The 23,148-nt window shown below is 63.1% G+C and carries 20 protein-coding genes; 14 read left to right on the top strand and 6 right to left on the bottom strand.

What is annotated here, in order from left to right; translation table 11 throughout:
* The first annotated feature begins 94 nt into the window (after positions 1–94).
* Positions 95–1,102, top strand: coding sequence for a DNA polymerase III subunit delta (gene holA / locus ACT3TS_RS04115; RefSeq protein WP_444530213.1), 1,008 nt, complete (start codon positions 95–97; stop codon positions 1,100–1,102).
* 113 nt (positions 1,103–1,215) lie between these two features.
* On the opposite strand, the gene rpsT is transcribed toward holA, so the two are convergent.
* The gene (rpsT, locus tag ACT3TS_RS04110) at positions 1,216–1,476 is read right to left on the bottom strand and encodes a 30S ribosomal protein S20 (protein ID WP_444530212.1); all 261 of its coding nucleotides are present in this window, start codon (positions 1,474–1,476) and stop codon (positions 1,216–1,218) included.
* A 180-nt stretch (positions 1,477–1,656) separates the two neighbouring features.
* Entirely contained in the window at positions 1,657–2,271 is a 615-nt protein-coding gene (locus tag ACT3TS_RS04105) for a type II toxin-antitoxin system PemK/MazF family toxin (protein WP_444530211.1), read from the bottom strand.
* A gap of 243 nt (positions 2,272–2,514) precedes the next feature.
* On the opposite strand from ACT3TS_RS04105, the gene lepA reads away from it, so the two are divergent.
* Positions 2,515–4,371, top strand: coding sequence for a translation elongation factor 4 (gene lepA, locus ACT3TS_RS04100; protein ID WP_444530210.1), 1,857 nt, complete (start codon positions 2,515–2,517; stop codon positions 4,369–4,371).
* Positions 4,368–5,597, top strand: coding sequence for a radical SAM family heme chaperone HemW (gene hemW, locus ACT3TS_RS04095; RefSeq protein ID WP_444530209.1), 1,230 nt, complete (start codon positions 4,368–4,370; stop codon positions 5,595–5,597). The genes lepA and hemW overlap by 4 nt, the downstream gene beginning before the upstream one ends.
* Before the next feature lie 40 nt (positions 5,598–5,637).
* On the opposite strand, the gene ACT3TS_RS04090 is transcribed toward hemW, so the two are convergent.
* Positions 5,638–6,030, bottom strand: coding sequence for a DUF4870 domain-containing protein (locus ACT3TS_RS04090; RefSeq protein WP_444530208.1), 393 nt, complete (start codon positions 6,028–6,030; stop codon positions 5,638–5,640).
* 57 nt (positions 6,031–6,087) lie between these two features.
* A complete protein-coding gene (locus ACT3TS_RS04085) occupies positions 6,088–6,936 on the bottom strand; it encodes a DUF3097 domain-containing protein (protein ID WP_444530207.1) in 849 nt (282 codons plus the stop codon).
* 248 nt (positions 6,937–7,184) lie between these two features.
* Between ACT3TS_RS04085 and hrcA the strand changes: the two genes are divergently transcribed.
* Genes hrcA through ACT3TS_RS04070 form a run of 3 tightly spaced genes read left to right on the top strand, consistent with a single transcriptional unit; the run spans position 7,185 to position 10,164 of the window.
* A complete protein-coding gene (hrcA, locus tag ACT3TS_RS04080) occupies positions 7,185–8,198 on the top strand; it encodes a heat-inducible transcriptional repressor HrcA (RefSeq protein WP_444530206.1) in 1,014 nt (337 codons plus the stop codon).
* Positions 8,199–8,232: 34 nt separating this feature from the next.
* Positions 8,233–9,372 carry a molecular chaperone DnaJ gene (dnaJ, locus tag ACT3TS_RS04075; protein WP_444530205.1) on the top strand — a complete coding sequence of 380 codons (1,140 nt, stop codon included), beginning with the start codon at positions 8,233–8,235 and terminating at the stop codon, positions 9,370–9,372.
* Positions 9,373–9,378: 6 nt separating this feature from the next.
* Complete coding sequence (locus ACT3TS_RS04070; protein WP_444530204.1) at positions 9,379–10,164, top strand: 16S rRNA (uracil(1498)-N(3))-methyltransferase; 786 nt, start codon at positions 9,379–9,381, stop codon at positions 10,162–10,164.
* A 174-nt stretch (positions 10,165–10,338) separates the two neighbouring features.
* Here the strand turns inward: ACT3TS_RS04070 and ACT3TS_RS04065 are convergent, their stop codons facing one another.
* Positions 10,339–11,343 carry a GerMN domain-containing protein gene (locus ACT3TS_RS04065; protein WP_444530203.1) on the bottom strand — a complete coding sequence of 335 codons (1,005 nt, stop codon included), beginning with the start codon at positions 11,341–11,343 and terminating at the stop codon, positions 10,339–10,341.
* Between the two features lie 343 nt (positions 11,344–11,686).
* Here ACT3TS_RS04065 and ACT3TS_RS04060 point away from each other — a divergent pair, with 343 nt between their 5' ends.
* From ACT3TS_RS04060 to ACT3TS_RS04040, 5 genes are all read left to right on the top strand, one after another.
* The gene (locus ACT3TS_RS04060) at positions 11,687–12,760 is read left to right on the top strand and encodes a PhoH family protein (protein WP_444530202.1); all 1,074 of its coding nucleotides are present in this window, start codon (positions 11,687–11,689) and stop codon (positions 12,758–12,760) included.
* Positions 12,757–13,230 (top strand): rRNA maturation RNase YbeY, encoded by a 474-nt coding sequence (gene ybeY, locus ACT3TS_RS04055; protein WP_444530201.1) that lies wholly within the window; start codon positions 12,757–12,759, stop codon positions 13,228–13,230. The genes ACT3TS_RS04060 and ybeY overlap by 4 nt, the downstream gene beginning before the upstream one ends.
* Positions 13,227–14,546 carry a hemolysin family protein gene (locus tag ACT3TS_RS04050; RefSeq protein WP_444530200.1) on the top strand — a complete coding sequence of 440 codons (1,320 nt, stop codon included), beginning with the start codon at positions 13,227–13,229 and terminating at the stop codon, positions 14,544–14,546. Before ybeY ends, ACT3TS_RS04050 begins: the two co-directional genes overlap by 4 nt.
* On the top strand, positions 14,536–15,504 hold the full coding sequence (gene era / locus ACT3TS_RS04045; protein WP_444530228.1) for a GTPase Era: 969 nt from the start codon (positions 14,536–14,538) through the stop codon (positions 15,502–15,504). The genes ACT3TS_RS04050 and era overlap by 11 nt, the downstream gene beginning before the upstream one ends.
* 127 nt (positions 15,505–15,631) lie before the next feature.
* Positions 15,632–17,209 carry an LCP family protein gene (locus ACT3TS_RS04040; protein ID WP_444530199.1) on the top strand — a complete coding sequence of 526 codons (1,578 nt, stop codon included), beginning with the start codon at positions 15,632–15,634 and terminating at the stop codon, positions 17,207–17,209.
* 92 nt (positions 17,210–17,301) lie between these two features.
* On the opposite strand, the gene ACT3TS_RS04035 is transcribed toward ACT3TS_RS04040, so the two are convergent.
* Positions 17,302–19,266 carry a M13 family metallopeptidase gene (locus ACT3TS_RS04035; protein WP_444530198.1) on the bottom strand — a complete coding sequence of 655 codons (1,965 nt, stop codon included), beginning with the start codon at positions 19,264–19,266 and terminating at the stop codon, positions 17,302–17,304.
* 252 nt (positions 19,267–19,518) lie between these two features.
* Between ACT3TS_RS04035 and leuA the strand changes: the two genes are divergently transcribed.
* From leuA to ACT3TS_RS04020, 3 genes are all read left to right on the top strand, one after another.
* Entirely contained in the window at positions 19,519–21,261 is a 1,743-nt protein-coding gene (gene leuA, locus ACT3TS_RS04030; protein WP_444530197.1) for a 2-isopropylmalate synthase, read from the top strand.
* Between the two features lie 174 nt (positions 21,262–21,435).
* Positions 21,436–22,182: a DNA repair protein RecO gene (recO, locus tag ACT3TS_RS04025; protein ID WP_444530196.1), complete on the top strand. Its 747-nt coding sequence runs from the start codon at positions 21,436–21,438 to the stop codon at positions 22,180–22,182.
* Positions 22,183–22,186: 4 nt separating this feature from the next.
* Positions 22,187–23,026, top strand: coding sequence for an isoprenyl transferase (locus ACT3TS_RS04020; protein ID WP_444530227.1), 840 nt, complete (start codon positions 22,187–22,189; stop codon positions 23,024–23,026).
* Positions 23,027–23,148 lie beyond the last annotated feature (122 nt).

Here is a 23,148-nt window from a genome sequence, read left to right as displayed (position 1 = left end):
CGGTGCCCGAGGGCCGTCGTGCGGCCGGGTTGGGAATGGGCACCAGTGGTGGCAGAGTAGATGCCGTGAACATTGCATGGACAGGAACGCGCCCGTGAGCCCGGCGCCCAGAACTTCCCAGCGACCCTCCGGCGGCGCTGATTGGCGGGACGTGCCGCTCGCGCCGGTGATGCTTCTCTTCGGCCCCGAAGACTTTATTTCCAGCCGTGCCATGGACGATGTCCGCAGGAAGCTGCGGGCCCGGGACGCCGAACTGGAGCTGACCACGCTTGATGCCGGCCACTACACCGCAGGCCAGTTGGGCATGGTTGCCAGCCCCTCCCTGTTCAGTGAACCCAAACTGATCGAGGTGGCGTCCCTGGCCACCATGACTGACGACTTTCTGCAGGATGCCCTTGCCTACATCAAGGACCCTGCCCCCGAGGTCACGCTGGTTCTCATCCATGGCGGCGGCACCCGCGGCAAAAAGTTGCTGGATGCCTTGAAAGCCCTGGGCGTTCCCCGGGTTGAATGCCAGCCGTTGAAGAAGGACGCCGAAAAGGTCCAGTTTGTCAGCGCAGAGTTTTCGCTGGCCAAGCGGCGGATTGACGCCCAGGCTGTACGGGCACTTGTTGCCGCCGTCGGGGCAAGCCTGTCGGAGCTTGCCGCAGCCTGTTCCCAGCTGGTCGCCGACACCACCGGCATGGTCAACACCGACGACGTCGACAAATATTACGGCGGCAGGGTGGAAGCCACGGCATTTCGTGTTGCCGATGCGGCACTTGCCGGCAATGGGCCGGCGGCACTCTCCACGCTCAGGCACGCCCTGGCGACGGGCGTGGATCCGGTTCCGCTCGTGGGGGCACTGGCCATGAAGGTGCGCCAGGTGGCGAAGGTGTTCTCCGCGCGTGGCAGCTCGGCCCAATTGGCCCGCGACCTTGGCATGTCCCCGTGGCAGGTGGATTCTGCCCGCCGCGATGCCGGGCATTGGACCGGACCGGCCCTGGTCACTGCCATCAAGGTGTTGGCCGAGACCGACGCCCAGGTCAAGGGAGAGGCGAAGGACCCGGTCTACGCAGTGGAGCATGCCGTGACCGTGATCGCGACCGCCGCCCGGCACTGACCCCGCCGATCCCCAGAGCCAAGCCCTGGCGATTAACCACGGCGATTAACCACGAAGGGCCCCCACCAAGCGGTGGGGGCCCTTCGTTGAGTTGCGAAGCAGATCGGCTTCCCTTAGAGGGCGTTAACCTTCTTGGAGATGGCCGACTTGCGGTTGGCAGCGTTGTTGGCGTGCAGGACGCCCTTGCTGACAGCCTTGTCCAGCTTGCGGCCGGCATTCACCAATGCGGCAGCAGCTGCATCCTTGTCGCCTGCGGCCACTGCCGTGTTTACTGCACGAACAGCGGTCTTGACGCCTGAACGAACGGCGAGGTTGCGCACGCGCGACTTCTCGTTGGTAAGGATGCGCTTCTTCTGGGACTTGATATTAGCCACGTTGTATAACTCTCTTTTGATACGTAAATTCGGTCGTAGAGGGCGTAGCTTGACCGTTGACAGCGGCGTGGGGATGCTCGAATTATGGTGAACGTCAGGCCAAGCTGTTGTGTCCGCCGACCTGCACGAACACACACAGCTGTAAACTCTAGCAGATCAAGGCCCGGAGGGCCCCGAGGCCTACTTCCAGCCGTGGCGCTTTCGCAGTCCAGCAGCCACCACGGCGAACCGTTTGGCATCCAGCACGGCACCTTCACGGCGCATGTCGGCGGGGGAGACCTGCAGGATCCTGTCCAATTTAACTTCGCTGGGCCGTCCCTGTTTGTCCCAGCCACCCGTGCCAATGTCGATGTAGTCGTTGTCGCCGCGACGGTCACCGTCGTGGTCCTTGCTGGTCAGCATCAAGGCCAGCAGCCGTTTGCCGGAACGGCCGACCACCAGCACGGGCCGGTCCTTGCCCTGGCTGTAGTCCTCCTCGTACGGCACCCAGGTCCACACGATCTCCCCGGGATCGGCCGCGCCGTCGGGCTTGGGCGCATAGGTGACAGTGGAGGTGCCGGTGAAATCGCCGGGGTAGGGTGCGCTCAATCCCGTGGCAATGCCGTTCGACGGCGCAGGCGCAGCCGGGCGGGCAGCGGGCCTTCCGCTGGGCCCGGCGCCGGGACGCGTGCCGGAACTGCGGTTCGGGGCTTGTCGTTGCGGCGTGGTTCTTGACGGTGCCGACTTGCCGGGTTTGAGAAGTGTGCGGGCGAGCGAGCCCAGGAGGCGGAAAATACGGTCGGATGTGGAAGACATGGTTTCCACAGTAGCGACAACGGGCGCACCCATGTCCAACGACGTGGGCATCTTTGGTCGGCTGGTTGGATCAGCCCGGCTCAAGTGGCGTCCTGGCGTGGCCCGCCGGTTCTGTACCCTGCCCCTATTCATGGGAGACTTGAAGGCAATGAGTGTCCGGCAGGCAACGCGCCGGCACAACCTCCTGCACGGTTCGGTGAATCCACCGCTGTCCCTGCGCCCATGCAACAGTAAGGAACCCTAGTGTCACCCATGGCCCGCACTGCCCCGGTGCCCGCCGCGACCGATCCGGCGATCATCAGGAACTTCTGCATCATCGCGCACATTGACCACGGTAAATCAACCCTGGCCGATCGGATGCTCCAGCTCACCGGAGTGGTTCAGCAGCGTGACATGAAGGCGCAATATCTTGACCGCATGGACATCGAGCGTGAACGCGGCATCACCATCAAGTCCCAGGCCGTGCGCATCCCGTGGGAAGTTGACGGCACCGCATACTGCCTGAACATGATCGACACCCCCGGCCACGTTGACTTCACCTACGAGGTTTCGCGTTCATTGGCTGCGTGCGAGGGGGCAATCCTTTTGGTGGACGCCGCCCAGGGCATTGAAGCCCAGACGCTGGCCAACCTGTACCTGGCCATGGAGAACAACCTCACCATCATCCCGGTGCTGAACAAGATCGACCTGCCTGCCGCGCAGCCGGAAAAATATGCGCTGGAGCTGGCCAACCTTATTGGCGGCAAGCCCGAAGATGTCCTGATGGTTTCAGGCAAGACCGGCGTCGGCGTTGAAGAGCTGCTGGACTTGATCGTCCGGGATTTGCCCGCCCCCGTGGGCGATCCCGATGCCCCGGCCCGCGCCATGATTTTCGACTCCGTCTACGACACCTACCGCGGCGTTGTCACCTACGTCCGTGTCATCGACGGCAGTCTCAGCCCGCGCGAGAAGATCCAGATGATGTCCACCCGGGCAACCCACGAACTGTTGGAAATTGGTGTCAGCTCCCCGGAGCCCAGGCCCTCCAAGGGCTTGGGCGTTGGCGAGGTGGGGTACTTGATCACGGGCGTGAAGGACGTGCGCCTGTCCAAGGTGGGCGACACCGTCACCACCTTCCACAAGCCGGCAACTGATTCGCTGCCCGGCTACCAGGATGCCAAGCCCATGGTGTTCTCCGGCTTGTACCCGATGGACGGCACCGACTACCCGGTGCTGCGTGACGCACTCGAGAAGCTCATGCTCAACGATGCGGCGCTCATCTACGAGCCTGAAACCTCGGCCGCCCTTGGTTTTGGCTTCCGTGTCGGCTTCCTCGGGTTGCTGCACCTGGAAATCACCCGTGAGCGCCTGGAGCGCGAACACAACCTTGACTTGATCTCCACCGCACCCAACGTGGAGTACGAGGTGACGCTGGAAGACAAAAAGGTCGTCCACGTAACCAACCCCAGCGAGTACCCCTCAGGCAAGATCGCCGAGGTGCACGAGCCCATGGTTGCGGCGACCATCCTGGCTCCGACGGAATTTGTCGGTGCCATCATGGAGCTGTGCCAGACCCGCCGCGGCATCCTTGGCGGCATGGACTACCTCTCAGAGGACCGGGTGGAAATCCGCTACCGCCTGCCGCTGGCCGAGATCGTCTTTGACTTCTTCGACATCCTGAAGTCCAAGACCCGCGGCTACGGTTCGCTGGACTGGAAGGCCGACGGCGACCAGGTCGCCGATCTGGTCAAGGTCGACATTTTGTTGCAGGGCGAGCAGGTTGACGCGTTCAGCGCCATCACCCACCGCGAAAAGGCCTACGCCTACGGTGTCATGATGACCGGCAAGCTGCGCGAGCTCATCCCGCGCCAGCAGTTCGAGGTGCCCATCCAGGCCGCCATCGGTGCACGCATCATTGCCCGCGAGAGCATTCGCGCCATCCGCAAGGACGTTTTGGCCAAGTGCTACGGCGGCGACATCTCCCGCAAGCGGAAACTCCTTGAGAAGCAGAAGGAAGGCAAGAAGCGCATGAAGATGGTCGGCCGCGTCGAGGTTCCCCAGGAAGCGTTCATTGCCGCGCTGACAACAGCGGAAGCGCCCAAGGACAAGTCAAAGAAGTGACACCAAGCGTTCTCCCTCTCGGCGACCCGGCCCCGGCCGACGGCATCCTGCCCGCGCAGGCTGCCGTCGGTGCGGCCGACCGCAAGTTCAGCCTGTACGCGCACATCCCGTTCTGTGCTGTGCGCTGCGGCTATTGCGACTTCAACACCTACACCGCCACCGAACTTGGCGGCGGCGCCTCCCAGGACGCCTACGCGGCCACCGCGGTGCGCGAGGTCGAGTTTGCCGCCGACGCCATGGTCGCCTCCGGCATGCCGCCGCGCAAGCTCAGCACCGTGTTCTTTGGTGGCGGTACCCCAACGCTCCTGGCGGCCAGCGACCTCACCAGCATCTTGGGTGCGGCCGTGCAGCAGTGGGGTCTTGAAGAAGGCGCCGAGGTCACCACCGAGGCCAACCCGGATTCCGTCACCAGGGAGTCCCTCCAGGAACTGTTCGACGGCGGATTCACCCGGGTGTCGTTCGGCATGCAGTCGGCGGTGCCCCACGTCCTGAAGGTTCTGGACCGCACACACAGGCCCGAACGGGTGCCGCAGGCCGTCGCCTGGGCCCGTGAGGTTGGGCTCAATGTGAGCGTTGACCTGATTTACGGAACGCCGGGGGAGTCCATCGCGGACTGGGAAACCTCCGTGCGGACCGCGCTGAGCTACGAGCCGGACCATATTTCGGCCTACTCGCTCATCGTCGAGGACGGCACCAAGCTCGCGGCCCAGATTCGCCGCGGCCAGGTGCCCAACATCGACGACGACGATCATGCCGTGAAGTACGAGCTCGCCGACGCCCTCTTCAAGGAAGCCGGGCTGTCCTGGTACGAGGTCAGCAACTGGTCCCGCACGCCCGAGGACGCCTGCCAGCACAACCTGGCATACTGGCGAGGGGATGACTGGTGGGGGATCGGGCCCGGTTCGCACTCCCATATGGGAGGTGTGCGCTGGTGGAACGTCAAACACCCCACGGCCTATGCAAACCGCCTGGACAAGGGCGAATCGCCCGCGGCCGGCCGGGAAACCCTCGACGCCGACACCCGCGAACTTGAACGCATCATGCTCATGTCGAGACTGTCCGGGGGGCTTGCCGTGAACACGCTCTCGCCCGCAGGCCGCACAGCCGTGGCAGGGCTCATTGCCCAGGAACTCGTGGACCCGGTCAAGGCCTTTGCCGGGACACTTGTCCTCACGCTCAAGGGCCGCCTTCTGGGCGATGCCGTGACAAGGGCCCTGCTGGACTGAACGGCGTCACTGGTCTGACCGGCGTCGGCCGGTGCTGCAGCTATTTGAGCAGGCGCAGATTCCAGGCGTAGCGGTATGGCTGGCCCTTGTTGACCTGCACGGCGGCGATGACCGAGAACACTGTCAGCACGGCCCACAGCAGCAGTGCCAGCAGTGAGAAGATCGTGGCCACTGAGGGGCTGAAGAACGAGGACACCAGGGCCAAAATGTTCAGGAGCACGGCGGCGATGGTCGGCGGCAGTGTGAAATTCAGGGCTTCCAGCGATTCCTGGGCAGTAAACCTGCCCCGGGGTCCGAGCAATTTATGGATCAGCAGGGACGGAACACAGCCAAGGATGCCTCCGCAATGGGCGATAAATGCCCACTGCCGGTCTTCTGACGGGGTGAGCGGCAGCTGGGGGACACCATTCTTTTGGTTTACCGGTTGACTCACAATGACGGGCCTTTCAACAAGCGAAACTGCGGGTCCGGATGAAAACCGGCCTCTGCACTAGGATACCGGTGCCGTGAGGAAATCAATGACCTCTTCGACACGTCCCAGCAGCGACGGTTCCAGATCCGAGTATGAACCAACCCTGGACAGCAGCCGCTGCCAGCCAAGCCCGACGTCCTCGGCCGTCGTGTGGGGCCAGCCGAAGGCCTTGAGGATGCCAAGCTTCCATTCCATGGTTCGCGGGATCACAGGCCAGGCAGGGATGCCCAGCGTGGCGGGTTTAATGGCCTGCCACACGTCAACGTAGGGGTGTCCGACCACCAGGACGTTGTTGCGCATGCCCGGGGCGTTCATGAGATTGCCCACAATGCGCGTTTCTTTCGAGCCGGGAACCAGATGGTCGACCAAAATGCCCAGCCGACGGTTTGGACCGGGGGAGAAGTCGGCCACGGCGGCGGCCAGGTCGTCAATGCCGCGCAAGGGTTCAACCACTATCCCTTCCACCCGCAGGTCGTCTCCCCAGACCTTCTCGACCAGTTCGGCGTCGTGCTTGCCTTCAACCCAAATGCGGCTGGCCTTGGCCACCTTCGCCCGGGTGTCGGCCACCTTGACGGAGCCGGAGGCGGTGCGCATCTTTGCCTTGGGGGCGTTGAGCACGGGTGCAATGAGTTCGACGGGCTCGCCTTCCAACAGGAAGCCAAAGCCCAGGGGGAAGGCGCGGATTTTCTCGCGCCTGTCGGCCAGCTCAACAATGTGCATGCCGCCGGACTTCTCCAAGCGGACAACCGCCCCCACCCAGCCGGACTGGACGTCTTCCACAACCAGCCCGGAACGGGCCTCAACCCGGCGCAGGGTGCGCGCGGGAGGTGCGCTGAGATCTTGGGGTCCCCATTGGTTGTAATGCACGTAAAAACCTGACTCTTGGCGTTCAAGGCAACGCTCATGGCGAACGCTGCGGGCTGAAAACCCATGCTAGCCGGTGCCTGTGCGCCCGCGGGTGCATTGCGGGCGTTTGCGGCCATGGGTGGGTCGGTGAAAAGGTATTAGACTTGGCACTTGGTTGGGTAGAGTGCCAATGCGGGCTTTGTCTGCCCGATTGCAGCAACAGCTGCAACAACTACAGGATCAATGCCACAGAACAGGAGGTGCCGGGCATGAGCGAACCACGCAAGTTGGAGGTTTTGCGGGCCATCGTTGAAGACTATGTGCATACGCGCGAGCCCGTCGGTTCCAAGGCATTGGTTGACAGGCACCACCTGGGCGTATCCAGCGCCACCATCCGCAACGACATGGCCGCCCTTGAAGAAGAGGGCTTGATCACAGCCCCGCACACCAGCTCGGGCCGCATCCCCACCGACAAGGGCTACCGGCTTTTCGTCGACCAGTTGTCCGCGGTGAAGCCGCTCTCGGCCGCCGAACGCCGCGCCATCTCGGTGCTGCTCGAGGGATCCACCGACCTCGACGACGTACTGGAACGCACGGTACGGGCACTGGCACAGCTGACCAACCAGGTCGCCGTGGTGCAATACCCCAGGTCGGCGGCGGCCACGGTGCGCCACATTGAGTTCGTGTCCCTGACCGGACACCAGGTGCTGGTCGTGTTGATTCTGGCCTCGGGCAAGGTGGAGCAAAACGTGATCGACGTCGGGGCCTCCCTCGACGACGCCGCCCTGGCCGGGCTCCGCCAGATTTTCCTGGCCGGGCTGCACGGCGTGGCCGTCGCGGGTCTGGCTGCCGCAGCCGCCCGGATTCCGGCGGGTGTGCCGCACACCGATCAAGGCCCGGCGGGACGTCTCGCCCAGGGCTTGGCGCTGTTGGCCCGCAGCGCCCGCGAGGACCGGATCGTCATGGCCGGCACGGCCAACCTCGCCCGGTCCAACAATGATTTTCCGCTCAGCATCGGCCCTGTCCTTGACGCGCTTGAGGAACAGGTGGTGCTGCTGCGGCTGCTTGAGGCCATGGCACAGGATTCCTTGGGGATGGCCGTGGTCATTGGCCGCGAAAACCCCCATGACTCCCTCGCCGAGGCATCCGTGGTGGCAAGCAGTTACGGCCCCGGCGAAACCGCCAAACTCGGCGTAGTCGGGCCAACCCGGATGGACTATCCGAACACCATGTCCAGCGTACGCGCAGTGGCGCAGTACCTGTCTAGAATTCTGGCCGGTTAAGCGGCCACCGTTTCCACGTAAAGAGAGCAACATTTTGAGTAATCACTACGATGCATTGGGCGTCGCCCGCGACGCGACAGCCGAGGAAATCAAGAAGTCGTACCGCAAGCTGGCGCGCAAGTTTCATCCGGACGTCAACGACGCCCCGGACGCCCAGGACCGCTTCAAGGCAGTGACCCATGCCTATGAGGTCCTCTCCGACCCGCAAAAGCGGCGCGTCTATGACACCACGGGCAACGAGAACGGCAACGACAACGGTGCCGGGAACTTTGGCGGCGGCGGCGACGGCTTCGCCTTCCAGGACATCTTCGAGACGTTCTTTGGCGGCGGGGGCGGTGGTGGCGGCGGGCGAGGCCCGGCGTCGCGCATGCGCCGTGGCCAGGATGCTCTCATCACTGTGCGCGTGGAACTGCGCGAGGCAGTCTTTGGCGTGAACAAAAAGCTTGAAATTGACACCGCCATCACGTGCCCGACCTGCGACGGCAGCTGCTGCCGGGCCGGCACCTCGCCCACCACCTGCGATGTTTGCCATGGAAGCGGCCAGATCCAGCGCCCCATGCGCTCCATCCTTGGCAATGTCATGACGCTGGCAACCTGCAACTCCTGCCAGGGCTTCGGCACCATGATCATTGACCCCTGCAACGAATGCATGGGCGAAGGCCGCGTCCGCGACCGCCGCGCCTTCACCATCAAGGTGCCGGCGGGCGTCAGCACCGGCACCCGGATCCAGCTCGGCGGGCAGGGGGAGGCCGGACCTGCCGGCGGGCCTGCCGGTGACCTGTACGTGGAGATGAAGGTCAACAACGACCCCGCGTTCATGCGCGAGGGCGATGACCTGCACGCCACCCTCAGCGTCCCCATGACGGCTGCGGCACTGGGCACCGAGCTCACGTTTGAGACGTTCGACGGCGAGCAGCCCATCAGCATCAAGCCGGGCGCACAGGCCGGGGAAGTCATCAACCTGCGCGGCCTGGGAGTCACCCACCTGCGCGGCTTCGGCCGCGGAGACTTGAAGGTCCACGTCCATGTTGAAACGCCCACGAAGCCCGACGCCGCCCAGGAAGACCTCCTGAAGCAGCTCGCGGCCCTGCGCGGCGAGACGTACAGCGAAGGCAAGCTCGTCACGAGCGGCGGCATGTTCGCCAAGCTGCGGGACAAGTTCGGCAGCCTCTAAGCGGCCATGAGCAACCCTGTCTTCTACGCCGCCCCGGAGCTGCTTGCCGGGCTCGTCCCCGGGGCGCACTTTTCCCTTGACGGGGCTGAGGGCCGCCACGCCACCACCGTCAAGCGGCTTGCGGCCGGGGAAACGGTTGACGTGTGCGACGGCGCAGGGCTGCGTTTGGTCTGCACCGTCACCACCGCCGGCAAGGGCACCTTGACAGTGCAGGTTGAGAGCGTCCTGCCCGAGCCTGCCCCGGCACTGGAGTTCACCCTTGTTCAGGCCCTCGCGAAGGGTGACCGGGACGAGCTGGCCATTGAAATGGCGACCGAACTGGGCATTGACGCTGTCGTGCCGTGGCAGGCGGAACGCTCCATTGTGCGCTGGAAGATGGACAAGGCAGTCAAAGGGCCCGAGAAGTGGCGCCAGGTCGTGGCCGCCGCCGCAAAGCAGGCCAGACGGGCCACGGTGCCCAAAGTTGGGTCTCTGGTGGGAACTGCGGCCGTGTGCGAACTCATTGCCAACGCCGGCCTCGCCTTGATTTTGCATGAAGACGCCGTCGACTCGGTGGCGGCGGTCGCCCGGGACTGGTACGAGGGCAGCGGCCCGCAACAGGCGGCGGCTTCGGCCGGTCGGCTGGGTGTGCTCATGATCGTTGGCCCCGAGGGCGGCATGAGCGCGGCCGAGGTCGATGCCTTTGTTGCTGCAGGTGCCCGGACCGCGCTCCTGGGCAGGCACGTGCTGCGCTCCTCGACCGCCGGCCCCGCCGCCGTCGTGCTGCTTAGCCAGGAATTGGGCCGCTGGTAGCCCCCACGCCCTCCCAAGCCTCGTTCCTCGGCTCGGGGCCCTCGGGCGCGTGGGACCATCCGCGCCTCCCTTAAGAACTGACCCGCAGAAGTGGTTGCTATATCAATCAAAATCGATTGATTTAGCAACCACTTCTGCAGTCAGTTTTGTTGGAGGAGAGGGAGTTGCGCCAAGCTATTTGGCGGCGTCGGCGATCGTGACCCGCTTCGTGTCCAGGCCAACTTTTTCGCCGGGGGCTGCCGGGTCGCTGATAAAGACGGACAATTCGTAGCTGCCCGGCGGCGGAACCAGGCTGAAGCTGAAGTCGCTCAGCTCATTCGGGCCTTGCCCGGTGGCCACCGTCCCGCTCAAATACTGATCCCCCACCGTGCCATCCTTGACGTGGGCAAGCGACCAGGAAAGGCTTCCCGAGGGCGACACGCCCTGCCCGGCGACCTTGAGAGGCAGGCTCCTGTACGTCGACCCGTCGGCCGGGTCAATAATCCACACGGGGGCCACAAATGCGGCATTGCGAGTCAAAGGTTTGTCCAGGGGCACATGACCGAAAGCCTTGTAGCCGGTGTGGCCATCGACCAGAACAGACACCTGTATTGATGTTCCCGTGTCGACAAGTCCCGCCATGGCAGCGGCCGCGGTCGCGGTGTAAACCAATTGGGACATGGAACGCTCGGCAATGCCCTCGTCAACTTTCTTGCCAAAGGCGTCAGCCGAAATATCTATCGTGATGATATTTTTGGCGGAGATGGACGCACCAAGCCGCGACGGGCTGTTCCAGAGCGAAAAATAGTCCGGATCATGGGGTTTGCCCGCCATCATGGTCCGCAGCGCGGCCACCATGGGATCGTCCGTGGTCTTGGCGGGGACGAATTCGCGGTACAGGAAAACGTCGTCATTGCTGTGGCCCAACCAATACACGGGCAGTGTTTGCGAGGCGGTGGCAGTCTCCAGCGGTGCGCTTGTCACGAGGCCGGAAGACATTGAGGCGTTCGTTGTGGGCATTGACACATCACCGTTGTCCGCGCCATTGGAGGTGCACCCAACAAGGGCAAGGGAGAGCGACAGCCCAATGATGGCGATCCTGTCCGCCATGCACATGCGCTCCAAGGCGCGGCGCTGCCGGCAGGCCGCACCAGCAGAGACGCCGTGGCGCCCTGAAGGTGCGGGGAAGAAGGCAAACATGGGGAAATGCTCTCGCTAGTCTTGTGTGTTCAAGGGCGGCCGGGTGCTTCCCGTGCCGCATTGTTCATGGATAGGTTCAAGCATCCCCACAAGACTTTGAACCTTCCTCAGCTTGGCACAACAGTGTCCACGTAAAGCAGGAAAAGGGGCTCTGCAAGAGAACTGAAACCGTATCGAAACACTTCTGCCGCGAGACGGTGAAAAGATGCGCCCATGGCGCAATTGGTTTATGAGCGCAGGCACCGGGCTGTGCATTAGAATCGAGAAGAAGCAGCAATGCGAAGAATTCCGGTGCCTGCACCGGTAAACACGAGGAGAGATTTCAGGCCGGACGGCCGAACTTATGGCAGAGACAACAGCGAACCGCCACGACGGACATCCCGATCAGGGGCCGGGGCGCCAATTCCCGCACTCCGTCGACGGCACGCGCACTGAAGTGGTGCGGTTCCTCTCCACGGAGCAAATGGTTGCTGCCCTGGGCGCCGAGGACGAGGGCTTGCGGATTGTTGAAGGTCTCTACCCCGAGGTGAGCTTCCTGGCCCGCGGCAACGTCCTGACCATCACCGGACCCTCCGCCGTCGTGCCCCGGATCATGCACCTGATGGAAGAAGCCCGTGGCATGGTCGCGCGCAACAGCCCCATGAGCGCTGATGTGTGGGAACAGTTGGTCGCCATGCTCAAGACTCGCCCGGACACGTCGGTGGTGGATATTCTCAGCTACGACATACTCTCCAGCAGGGGTCGGACCATTCGCCCCAAGACGGCGAATCAAAAGGAATATGTTGACTCCATCGACCGCAACACGGTGGTGTTTGGCATCGGTCCTGCAGGCACGGGAATAACGTACCTGGCCATGGCCAAAGCCGTCCAGGCCCTGCAGCACAAGGAAGTCAGCCGCATCATCCTGACCCGGCCCGCCGTCGAGGCAGGGGAGCGCCTCGGCTTCCTGCCCGGAACCCTCAACGACAAAATTGACCCATATCTGCGCCCCCTCTACGACGCACTCCACGACATGATGGATCCCGAAACCATTCCCCGGCTCATGGCTGCCGGCACCATTGAGGTGGCGCCCCTGGCCTACATGCGCGGCCGGACCCTCAACGACGCGTTCATCATTCTCGACGAGGCGCAAAACACAACCCCCGAACAAATGAAGATGTTCCTGACCCGGCTGGGATTTGGCTCCCAGATCGTTGTTACCGGAGACATCACGCAGGTTGACCTGCCCACCGGAACAAAGTCGGGGCTGCGCGTGGTGCGGGAAATTCTTGCGGGAGTGGACGACATCCACTTCTCCATCCTGGACGCCACCGACGTTGTCCGGCACCGTTTGGTAGGGGCCATCGTCAGCGCCTACAACAACTGGGATGACACCCATCCCAGTCCCGCAACACCCAAGGAAAGCACCTCGCGATGAGCATCGAAATCAACAATGAATCAGGCGTGGAGGTGCGCCAGGAAGAGCTTGTCAGGCTTATCAGGCACATCCTGACGGCCATGTTTGTCCACCCCCAGACGGAGGTATCGGTGATTCTGGCCGATGTGGACACCATGGAGAAGCTCCACCTCGAATGGATGGACGAGCCCGGGCCCACGGACGTCTTGTCCTTTCCCATGGATGAACTGCGTCCCGGCACCTCGGCAATGCCCACCCCGGCCGGCCTGCTGGGGGACATTGTGCTCTGCCCGGCAGTCGCCCAGGAACAGGCAGTTGCGGCAGGCCACTCCATGGAGGAGGAACTGCTGCTGCTGACGACCCACGGCATGTTGCACCTCATGGGCTATGACCATGGGGAACCCGAAGAAAAAGCAGAAATGTTTGGAATCCAGCGTGAACTGCTCTCCAGCTTCCTGGGCAAGGAAGCCCCCCGGGAGACAATGCAGTGACGCTTGTTGTTTTGCCGGTCCTGGGTGTCATATTCACGGCCATCGCCGCTTTCCTTGCGGCCATCGAATCAGCCTTGAACTTTTTCCCCCGACATGACGCGGAATCCGTTGCGGCCCACGGCCGCGGCGCATCCCTGGAAAAAGTCCTGTCCCAACCGCTCGCGCACATGAACGCGCTGCGATTCTGGCGTGTTTGGTGTGAGATGGCGGCGGCCGTGGCCGTTGCCATCTTCCTCGTCGGCCTGCTGGGCAACGAATGGATCGCCGGGCTCATCGCCACGGTCGTCATGGCAGTGCTTGGCTTCATGCTGGTGGGGGTGTCCCCCCGCAGGCTTGGCAGGATGCACGCCACCGCCCTGATCGGCGCGACCGCCTGGCTGGTCCACCTGCTGCGCCGCGTCCTCGGACCCATCCCGCAATGGCTCATCCAGCTGGGGTCCGTCATGACCAAGGAAGCGCCCGACGGCGACGACGACTTTGTCAGCGAAGAGGAATTCCGCGAGTTTGTTGACCGCGCCAGCGAATCGGAGATGATTGAGGACAACGAAGCTGAGCTCATCCACAGCGTCTTTGATCTGGGCGAGACCATGGTGCGTGCCGTCATGGTCCCGCGCATGGACATCGTCAGCATCGACCAGGGCGACCCCCTGGAAGAGGCCCTTGAAGTGTTCCTCAGCTCAGGGTATTCGCGCATCCCCGTCATCGGCGGGAGCACGGACCACATTCTGGGCATCCTGTACCTGAAGGACGTTGTGGCCACGCTGCACCGGCTTGCCGACGGCGAAGACGGCCCGCTCGTTGAACAGCTGGCCCGCAGCGTCAGATACGTCCCCGAATCCAAGCCTGTCGATGACCTGTTGAAGGAGCTCCAGCGTGAATCCACACACGTGGCCATTGTGGTGGATGAATATGGCGGCACCGCGGGGCTTGTGACACTGGAGGACTTAATTGAGGAAATCGTTGGTGAAATTGCCGACGAATACGACCTCGTCTCCCCGGAGGTGCAAAACCTGGGGGAGGGCAGGTACCGGATCAAGGCCCGCATGGGAGTTGGCGAATTTGGCGAACACTTCAACAAGGACATCGACGACGACGAAGTGGACACCGTGGGCGGGTACCTGGCAAAGCACCTGGGTAAAATCCCGTCGGTCGGCGACAGCGTCGAGGTGAACGGCCTTCTGCTGGTTGCCGACAGGATGGAAGCCTCCCGCAACAGGGTCAGCCACGTCATTGCCAGCGCCGTTGAACCAGCCGAGAATGACAGTACGGACAGCACCACCCCCACCGAACAGCAGCACAGGAGCGATCATGAGTAAGTCAAAAGCCAAGTCAGGCCTGATTGAAGCCAAGGGCGAGGGGTTCCGTGCCGGCTTTGCTGTTCTTGCCGGGCGGCCCAACGCCGGCAAGTCGACACTGACCAACGCGCTGGTGGGCCAGAAGGTCGCCATCACCTCGGCCAAGCCGCAGACAACCCGGCACACCATTCGCGGCATCGTCCACAAGGACACGTTCCAACTGGTTTTGGTCGACACCCCCGGGCTGCACAGGCCGCGCACCTTGTTGGGCAAGCGCCTCAATGACCTCGTGGCGGACACCTTGTCCGAGGTTGACGTCATCGGATTCTGCCTGCCGGCCAACGAGAAGATCGGCCCCGGCGACCGCTACATTGCAGCCCAACTGGGCAATGTGGGCAACAAGCCTGTCGTGGCCATCGTGACCAAAACTGACACCGTGGACCGCCAAGCGGTGACGGACCAGTTGATCGCTGTTGAAGCGCTGGGACGGGAGGTCATCGGCGAAAGGGGATTCGCCGCCGTCGTGCCGGTCTCTGCCGTGGAAGATTTTCAGGTTGAGACGCTGGCTGGCGTTTTTGCCGAGTACCTGCCCCTTTCGCCTGCCCTCTACCCGGACGGCGAGCTGACGGATGAGCCGGAGGCAGTCATGGTCGCCGAGCTGATCCGTGAGGCCGCCCTTGAGGGTGTGCGCGACGAATTGCCGCACTCCCTGGCCGTTGTCGTGGAGGAAATCCTGCCCCGCGAGGGCCGCAGCGAGGACAACCCGCTGCTTGATGTGCGCGTCAACCTCTACGTTGAACGACCCTCGCAGAAGGCAATCATCATCGGCAAGGGCGGTGCAAGGCTTCGCGACGTGGGCACAAATGCGCGCAAGGGCATCGAAGCGCTGCTCGGGACCAAGATTTATTTGGACCTGCATGTGAAGGTCGCCAAGGACTGGCAGCGCGATCCAAAACAGCTCGTCAAGCTCGGATTCTAGATGGCGGCGGCCCGTACGGGCCGCCGCTTTTGTGCGAAGCCTGCACGGGCAGGCGCGGCGTTGGGGAACTTCCCAGTCTCGGCCGCTAAACTCTTGAGAGTCATTATCCACACTGAAAGGTTCTTACATGGGGCGACGTCGTGCCGAAAAGGGGGCAGTATCTGCCGCCAGCACCCCTCGCGCCACCACCCCCATTGAAGAGGAACCCGTTGGGCGGCACTACAAACCCGTCCGCAAGGCACCCCTGTGGTTGAGAATTACCGCCTTGTCGCTCGCTGCGGTCCTGGTGTTGGGTGTGGGGACGGCCGGCCTGCTGTTCTACAAGTTGCAGACAAATGTCACCACCTCACCCTTGAACGCCGGGGTGGGGAACAAATCCTCACAACTGCCGCAGCTTGAAGACACCGGTTCCCTGCAGATTTTGATCCTGGGCACCGACAGCCGTGCCGGGGCGAACAGTGAGTATGGCAGCGAGGAGGACTCCGCCGGTCCCGGCAAGTCCGACGTCATGCTTTTGATGGACATTTCGGCCGACAACAGCCACGTGTCAGTGACAAGTTTTCCCCGGGACCTGATGGCGCCCATCCCCGACTGCCAGCCGTCTGGTGGCGGCGAGGTCATCCCCGGCGCCGCCCTTGGGCAGCTCAATGCGGCGTTGGCCGCCGGCCCGGGCTGCACGGTGTCGGCCATCAACGACATGACCGGTCTGACCATCGACCACTTTATGCTGGCCGACTTCACGGCAGTCAAGGAACTTTCCAACGCGCTTGGCGGCGTGGAGGTGTGTGTTGACCACGCCATGTATGACTACGAGGGCTCCTGGCTGAAGCTGCCCGCCGGCAAGAGCCTGGTCCAGGGCGAGCAGGCCCTCGCCTTCCTGCGCACCCGGCACGCTTTTGGCGATGCCAGCGACCTCGAGCGGATCAAGGCCCAGCAGTATTTCCTGGCGTCCATGGTCCGGAAGGTCAAGAGCGAGGGGACGCTGACGAACCTGCCCAAGCTTTACAGCCTGGCCGACGTGGTCACCAAAAACCTCACCATTGATGAGGACCTCGCCAGCATTCCTGCCATGGTGGGAATCGCCAACAGGCTGGCGAAGATCGATCTGGCCAACGTGGCATTCGTGACAGTGCCCACCGCATCCTTTGCCGGTGATGCCAACCGGGTCCAGCTGCAGGAGCCCCAGGCCGGCCAGTTTTTTGCCGCTTTGCGTGAAGGCAAGTCGCTGACCGTGCCCACGGTTCCAGCCGCAACGCCGGAGGCCCCTGCTGCCTCGGAAGCACCGGCCACCACAGAGCCGGCTGTTCCCGCCTACGACAAGGCAATACAGCCGATAGGCGTCGCCAACGCTTCTGCCGTCGTGGGGCGCTCGATTGAGCTGATGCAGTCCCTGGTTAATGGAGGCTTCAGCAGTTCCTATGAGTTGGGGGATGTCCCCGCCCAAGGCGAGTCCAAGGTCCTCTATGGAGCCGACATGGCAGATGTGGCGGCTGATGTTGCTGACCTGTTCAAACTGCCGGCCACTGCTGTGCAGGAGGATCCCACCGTCACGGGTGTGAGCCTTGTGATCGGAACCGATTGGGTGTCAGGGACCGAGTTTGGGACTTCCGTCGTACCGCCGGACATCGTGGCCAGCACCGCCGATCAGGGTGGCAGCTGCCTGACGGTCAACCCCTTGTATTATGCGGAGAACTTCCCCGAGTAGTTCCCGCGCCAGCATGGACGCAGGCGTCAACCAACTGAGGCGCAGCCGCCGGGTTTCCCAGGGGTCTGCGCCTCAGTTGGCTTAAGGTGCTGCTACCAGATGCTCACGCGTTCGGCGGGCTCGCGCCACATCTTGTCTGCGGGCGTCGTGGCAAATGCCTCGTGAAAGGCGTCGAGGTTGCTGGCGACGGCGTTGCAGCGCAACTCACCCGGTGAGTGCGGGTCAATGGTCAGGCGGCGGAGAGCTTCGGCGGGACGAATCTTGGCCCGCCAGCATTCAGCCCACGAGAAGAAGAACCGTTGGGCCCCGCTGAGTCCGTCAATGACAGGGGACCCGGTGCCGTCGAGGCTGAGCTGGTAAGCCTTGAAGCCGATGGCCAGGCCGCCAAGGTCGCCAATATTCTCGCCCAGCGTCAGTTCGCCGTTGACAAATTCATCGGGGACCGCCGTGGGTGAAAGGACGTTGTACTGGTCCACGAGCCTGGCTGTCAGTTTCTCAAAGGCAGCCCTGTCAGCGTCGCTCCACCAGTTCCGCAAGGCACCGGTACCGTCGAACTGGGAGCCCTGGTCATCAAAACCGTGGCCAATTTCGTGCCCGATTACGGCGCCGATCCCGCCGTAGTTGGCGGCGTCGTCGGCCTCGGCATCAAAGAATGGCGGCTGCAGGATGGCAGCCGGGAAAACAACCTCGTTCATGGTCGGGTTGTAGTAGGCGTTGACTGTCTGCGGGGTCATCAACCACTCGTCGCGGTCAATGGGCGCGCCGATCTTGGCCAGTTGGCGGGCCAGCTCAAAGGCGTTGCTGCGCTCAATGTTGCCCAGCAGGTCCCCGGCAACAATGTCCAGGCCCGAGTAGTCACGCCACTTGGCCGGGTAGCCGATCTTGGGAGTGAACGCGGCCAGCTTTTCGAGGGCCTTCCCCTTGGTCTCTCCGCTCATCCAGCCAAGCTCGACAATGCTTGTCCGGTACGCCTCAATCAGGTTCGCGACAAGCTTTTCCATCCGCGCCTTGTGCGACTCCGGGAAGTGCTCAGCCACGTACAGCTGCCCGACCGCCTCACCCAGCACACCTTCCACCAGACCCACGCCGCGTTTCCAGCGGTCCCGGATGGCGGGTGTGCCGCTCAGTGTTGTGCCGTAGAACGCAAAATTGGTGTCGACAAAGTCCTTGGACAGGTAGCCGGCCAGACTTGAAATGGTGCGCATGGCCAACCAGGCCTGCCAGTCTGCACGGCGCTCCTCCGTCAGCAGTGCCTGCTGGCCGATGAAGAAATCGGGGGTGGCCACAACGAACTCGGCCCCCTGCGAGGCACTGACGCCCAGCGCGTCCAGCCACGTTTCCAGCGCAGGCAGCAAGGCAAGGGTCTCGCTGCGGCTCTTGAGGTTGTAGGTCTTTTGCGGATCCCGCAGGGACACCTTGTCCAGATGGCTGGAGGCGATCTCGGTCTCCAGGGCCATGATGCGCGGCGCCTTGCCGGCAGCGTCCGCCACGCCGGCAAGTTCCAGCATGGCCTGCACATGGGCCAGGTAGGCCGTGCGGATGGACTCGAACTTTTCCTCGCGGTAATAGGACTCGTCCGGCAGCCCAAGGCCGGCCTGGAAAAGGTGCAGCAGCGCGCGGTCCGGGTTTCCGGCGTCGTTGTTCACATACGCGCCAAACAAGGTGCTGCCACCTGTCCGGTCGAGCTTCCCCATGAGGTGCACGACGGCGGCAATGGAGTCCGCGGACTCGATCTCCTCGAGATGGGCTGCCAGGGGAGTGGCGCCGGCCGACTCGATGGCGGCCTCATCCATGAAGTCGGCATAGAGGGCGCCGATTTTGGCCGAGAGTATGGGGTTGGCGGCGTCGGGATTTGCCGCTTCGGTGCCGGCATGTTCGATGATGGCCTTCACGGCGGCTTCGGATTCATCGCGCAAGGTGATGAACGAGCCGGTGAGGGCCCTGTCCTCGGGAATCACCTCCGATGCCAGCCAAGCGCCATTGACATGCTCAAACAAATCATCCTGAGGCCTTGTGCCCGGGTCGATGTGGTTGAAATTGATACCGGAATGGGTCAAGTGAATCGGTTCCCCTTCATTGCTCAACTGCGTCCAGCCACCATTGCGTACCGCGTGGGTGACTTCTTTCACTATCATCCTACGTGCCGTGTTAGGGTAAAAATGTGCGCACTGGAATGCTTCTTCTTAGCTGCCGCGGCGAGGCTTGGAACCCGTTGAATTGATCAACGTGGAATCTGGCCACCCTCGCTGCGGTGTTTGTGTTGCCCGGCCGGCCTCCCATTCGTTGAACAAAATTTAAGGTCACCTCCAATGCGAAATGCGCAAAAAACCTCTGGAATGCCCGTACATCGCTACGTCCCCTTCCAGGATCAAATCTCAGTGAACCTGCCTGACCGCACCTGGCCCGACAAGGTCATCACGAAGGCGCCGCGCTGGTGTGCCGTTGACCTGCGTGACGGCAATCAGGCGTTGATCGACCCGATGAGCCCGGGCCGCAAGATGAAAATGTTCCAGCTGTTGGTCAAAATGGGCTTCAAGGAAATTGAGGTCGGGTTCCCGTCGGCTTCACAGACGGACTTTGACTTTGTCCGCCAGCTGATCGAAGGCGGCCACATCCCGGACGATGTGACCATCCAGGTGCTGACCCAGGCCCGCGAGCACTTGATTGAGCGCACCTATGAATCCCTGCTCGGGGCCAAGCAGGCGATCGTGCACTTGTACAACTCCACCTCGGTGCTGCAGCGTCGTGTGGTGTTCAACCAGGACGAAGACGGCATCCTGGACATTGCCCTGCAGGGTGCGCGGCTGTGCAAGAAGTATGAGGAGACCCTCGGCGACACCCGCATCACCTATGAGTACTCCCCGGAGTCCTTCACCGGCACCGAACCTGAATACGCGCTGCGCGTGTGCAACGCCGTTGCCGATATTTTTGAGGCTTCGGCCGACAACCAGGTCATCATGAATCTGCCGGCCACGGTGGAGATGGCAACACCGAACGTTTACGCCGACTCCATTGAATGGATGAGCCGCAATCTGCACCCGCGGGAGGGCATCATTTTGTCCCTGCATCCGCACAATGACCGCGGAACCGGTGTTGCCGCCGCAGAACTGGGCTACCTGGCCGGTGCGGACCGGATTGAGGGCTGCTTGTTTGGCAACGGCGAACGCACCGGCAACGTCGACCTGGTGACACTGGGACTGAACATGTTCACTCAGGGGGTCGACCCCATGCTCGACTTCTCCGACATCGACGAGATCCGCCGCACCGTTGAGTACTGCAACCAGCTGCCCGTCCCGGAACGCTCCCCTTACGGCGGAGACCTGGTGTTCACAGCCTTCTCCGGCTCCCACCAGGACGCCATCAAGAAGGGCTTTGACGCCATGGCGGCCGACGCCGGAACAGCTGGTGTGGATGTGGACCAGCACACCTGGGCCGTGCCGTACCTGCCCGTCGACCCGAAAGACCTGGGCCGCAGCTACGAGGCTGTCATCCGGGTCAACTCGCAGTCAGGCAAGGGCGGGGTGGCCTACCTGCTCAAGAACGAGCACAGCCTGGACCTGCCCCGCCGCGCGCAGATTGAATTCTCCGGCGTCATCCAGCAGCGCACCGACACGGTGGGTGGCGAGGTCAGCGCAGCCGAGCTGTGGACCATCTTCAAGGATGAGTACCTGCCCGGCGAAAGTGCCGATGGGCAGTGGGGCCGCTACCGCATCGGCCCGTTCACCACCTCCACCGACGACGACGGCGAGATGTCACTCACAGCGAAGCTGATGATCGACGGCGTTGTCCACAGCCGGACGGGCACCGGCAACGGCCCCATCGCCGCCCTGCTGGCCATCCTGGCTGAAGACGGCATGGACGTGCGTGTGCTTGATTACTCTGAACACGCCCTGTCCGAAGGCGGCGACGCCCGGGCCGCAGCGTTTGTTGAGTGTGCCGTTGGTGAGCGCGTGCTGTGGGGCGTGGGCATCGACGCCAACACCTCCACGTCTTCGCTGAAGGCCGTCATCTCGGCAGTGAACCGGGCGATCCGGGACGCCCAGGCAGCCTAGACGTTCTGCCGCACCTTAACACCGCAGTGCCTTAATGCCTCGGTGCCGGCCCTTCACGGGCTGGCACCGAGGCATTTTGACGTGCCCGGCCGGTAGCGCCTGCGCTCCAAGGAGCTCCTTTGTGTCCGGTGCGTCAACTGCCACCATCGCCGGCAAAGATGGGAGAATGGAACCATGTCCAACCATGCCGCCCGCACCTACCGGGATGACGCCGTCGTGTTGCGCACCCACAAGCTGGGTGAGGCCGACAGGATCATCACCCTGCTCACTCACAGGCATGGCCAGCTGCGCGCCGTGGCCAAGGGGGTCCGGCGCACCAACAGCAAGTTTGGTGCACGACTGGAACCCTTCATGGTGGCCGACCTGCAGCTGGTCAAGGGCCGCTCCCTCGACATCGTGACCCAGGCAGTCGCGAGAGCCAGCTACGGCGACGCCATCTCAGCGAATTACGACCGCTATGTTGTCGCGGCAGCCATGACGGAAACAGCCGAGCGTCTCACCGACGTTGATGGCGAAACCTCAACGTCCCACTACCTCCTGCTGGTCGGCGCCCTGGCGTCACTGAGCAGGGGAGCGCACGCCCCTGAGCTGATCCTCGACTCCTATTTGTTGCGGGCAGTGTCCATTGGCGGGTGGGCTCCAAGCTTTTCCGATTGTGCCCGCTGCGGGGAACCCGGCCCGCACGGAGCCTTCAATGCGGCGCTGGGCGGGGCCGTGTGCCACGACTGCCGCCCACCGGGTTCGCCGGCACCGGCTCCGGAAACCATGACGCTGCTGGCGCATCTCCTGAGCGGCAATTGGGCTGGTGCGGATGCCTCCGCGGCCCTGCACCGCCGGGAGGCTGCGGGGCTGGTGGCCGGGTATGTCCAATGGCATTTGGAGCGCACCGTGCGCTCCCTGAAACTTGTGGAGCGTGTATAAGAATATGGTGTTGCAGCGCAGTGGCCTGAAGGGCAGCAGCAGGAACAAGTCCAAGCCACCGGTCGTGGCACCCTGGCCGCATTCCTCCGGGGCAGGGGTTCCGGCCATACCGCGGGAACTCATTCCCAAGCACGTTGCCATCGTCATGGACGGCAACGGCAGGTGGGCAAACCAGCGCGGATTGCCCAGGATGGAGGGGCACAAGGCCGGCGAGCCCGCGTTGCTTGATGTCATGGCGGGAGCCATCGAGATGGGCATCAAATATGTGAGTGTCTATGCCTTCTCCACCGAAAACTGGAAGCGTTCCCCGGAGGAGGTTCGCTTCCTGATGGGTTTTAACAAAGATGTATTAAGACGTCAGCGCGACCAGCTGGACGCGTGGGGCGTGCGAATCCGCTGGGCGGGACGCAAACCAAAACTGTGGGGCTCGGTCATCAAGGAGCTCGAGGAGGCGCAGGAGCACACCAAGGACAACGACGTGATCACGTTGACCATGTGTGTTAACTACGGCGGGAGGGCTGAAATTGCCGATGCCGTGTCGGCCCTGGCCGCCGATGTGGCGGCCGGCCGGCTGAACCCGAAGTCGGTAAATGAGAAGACTGTCCAGAGGTACATGTATCTTCCGGACCTGCCCGACGTTGATTTGTTCCTGCGCTCCGGCGGGGAGGAACGGCTGTCAAACTTCCTGCTCTGGCAATCGGCTTACGCCGAATTTGTTTTCATGGACACGCTGTGGCCCGAGGTTGACCGTCTGACGCTGTGGGCGGCAGTGGACGAATACGCGCGCCGGGACCGCCGCTACGGCGGAGCGGTGGACGCCGCAGCCGCCACCGCGCAGGCCTAGGCCACGGGGGTGGATTCCTTGGGCTGGGCGTTCGTTTGAGGGAACTGCTGGACATTTTGCGTTCGACGGCGCCAAGGATGATGCGTTGCCGGCAGGGTGGCTGAAGTTGGCAATGTCCAGTC

Origin of the sequence: Specibacter sp. AOP5-B1-6 (assembly GCF_052376555.1) — a bacterium.
Classification (GTDB): domain Bacteria; phylum Actinomycetota; class Actinomycetes; order Actinomycetales; family Micrococcaceae; genus Specibacter.
This window is presented reverse-complemented; position numbering and strand designations above follow the sequence as displayed.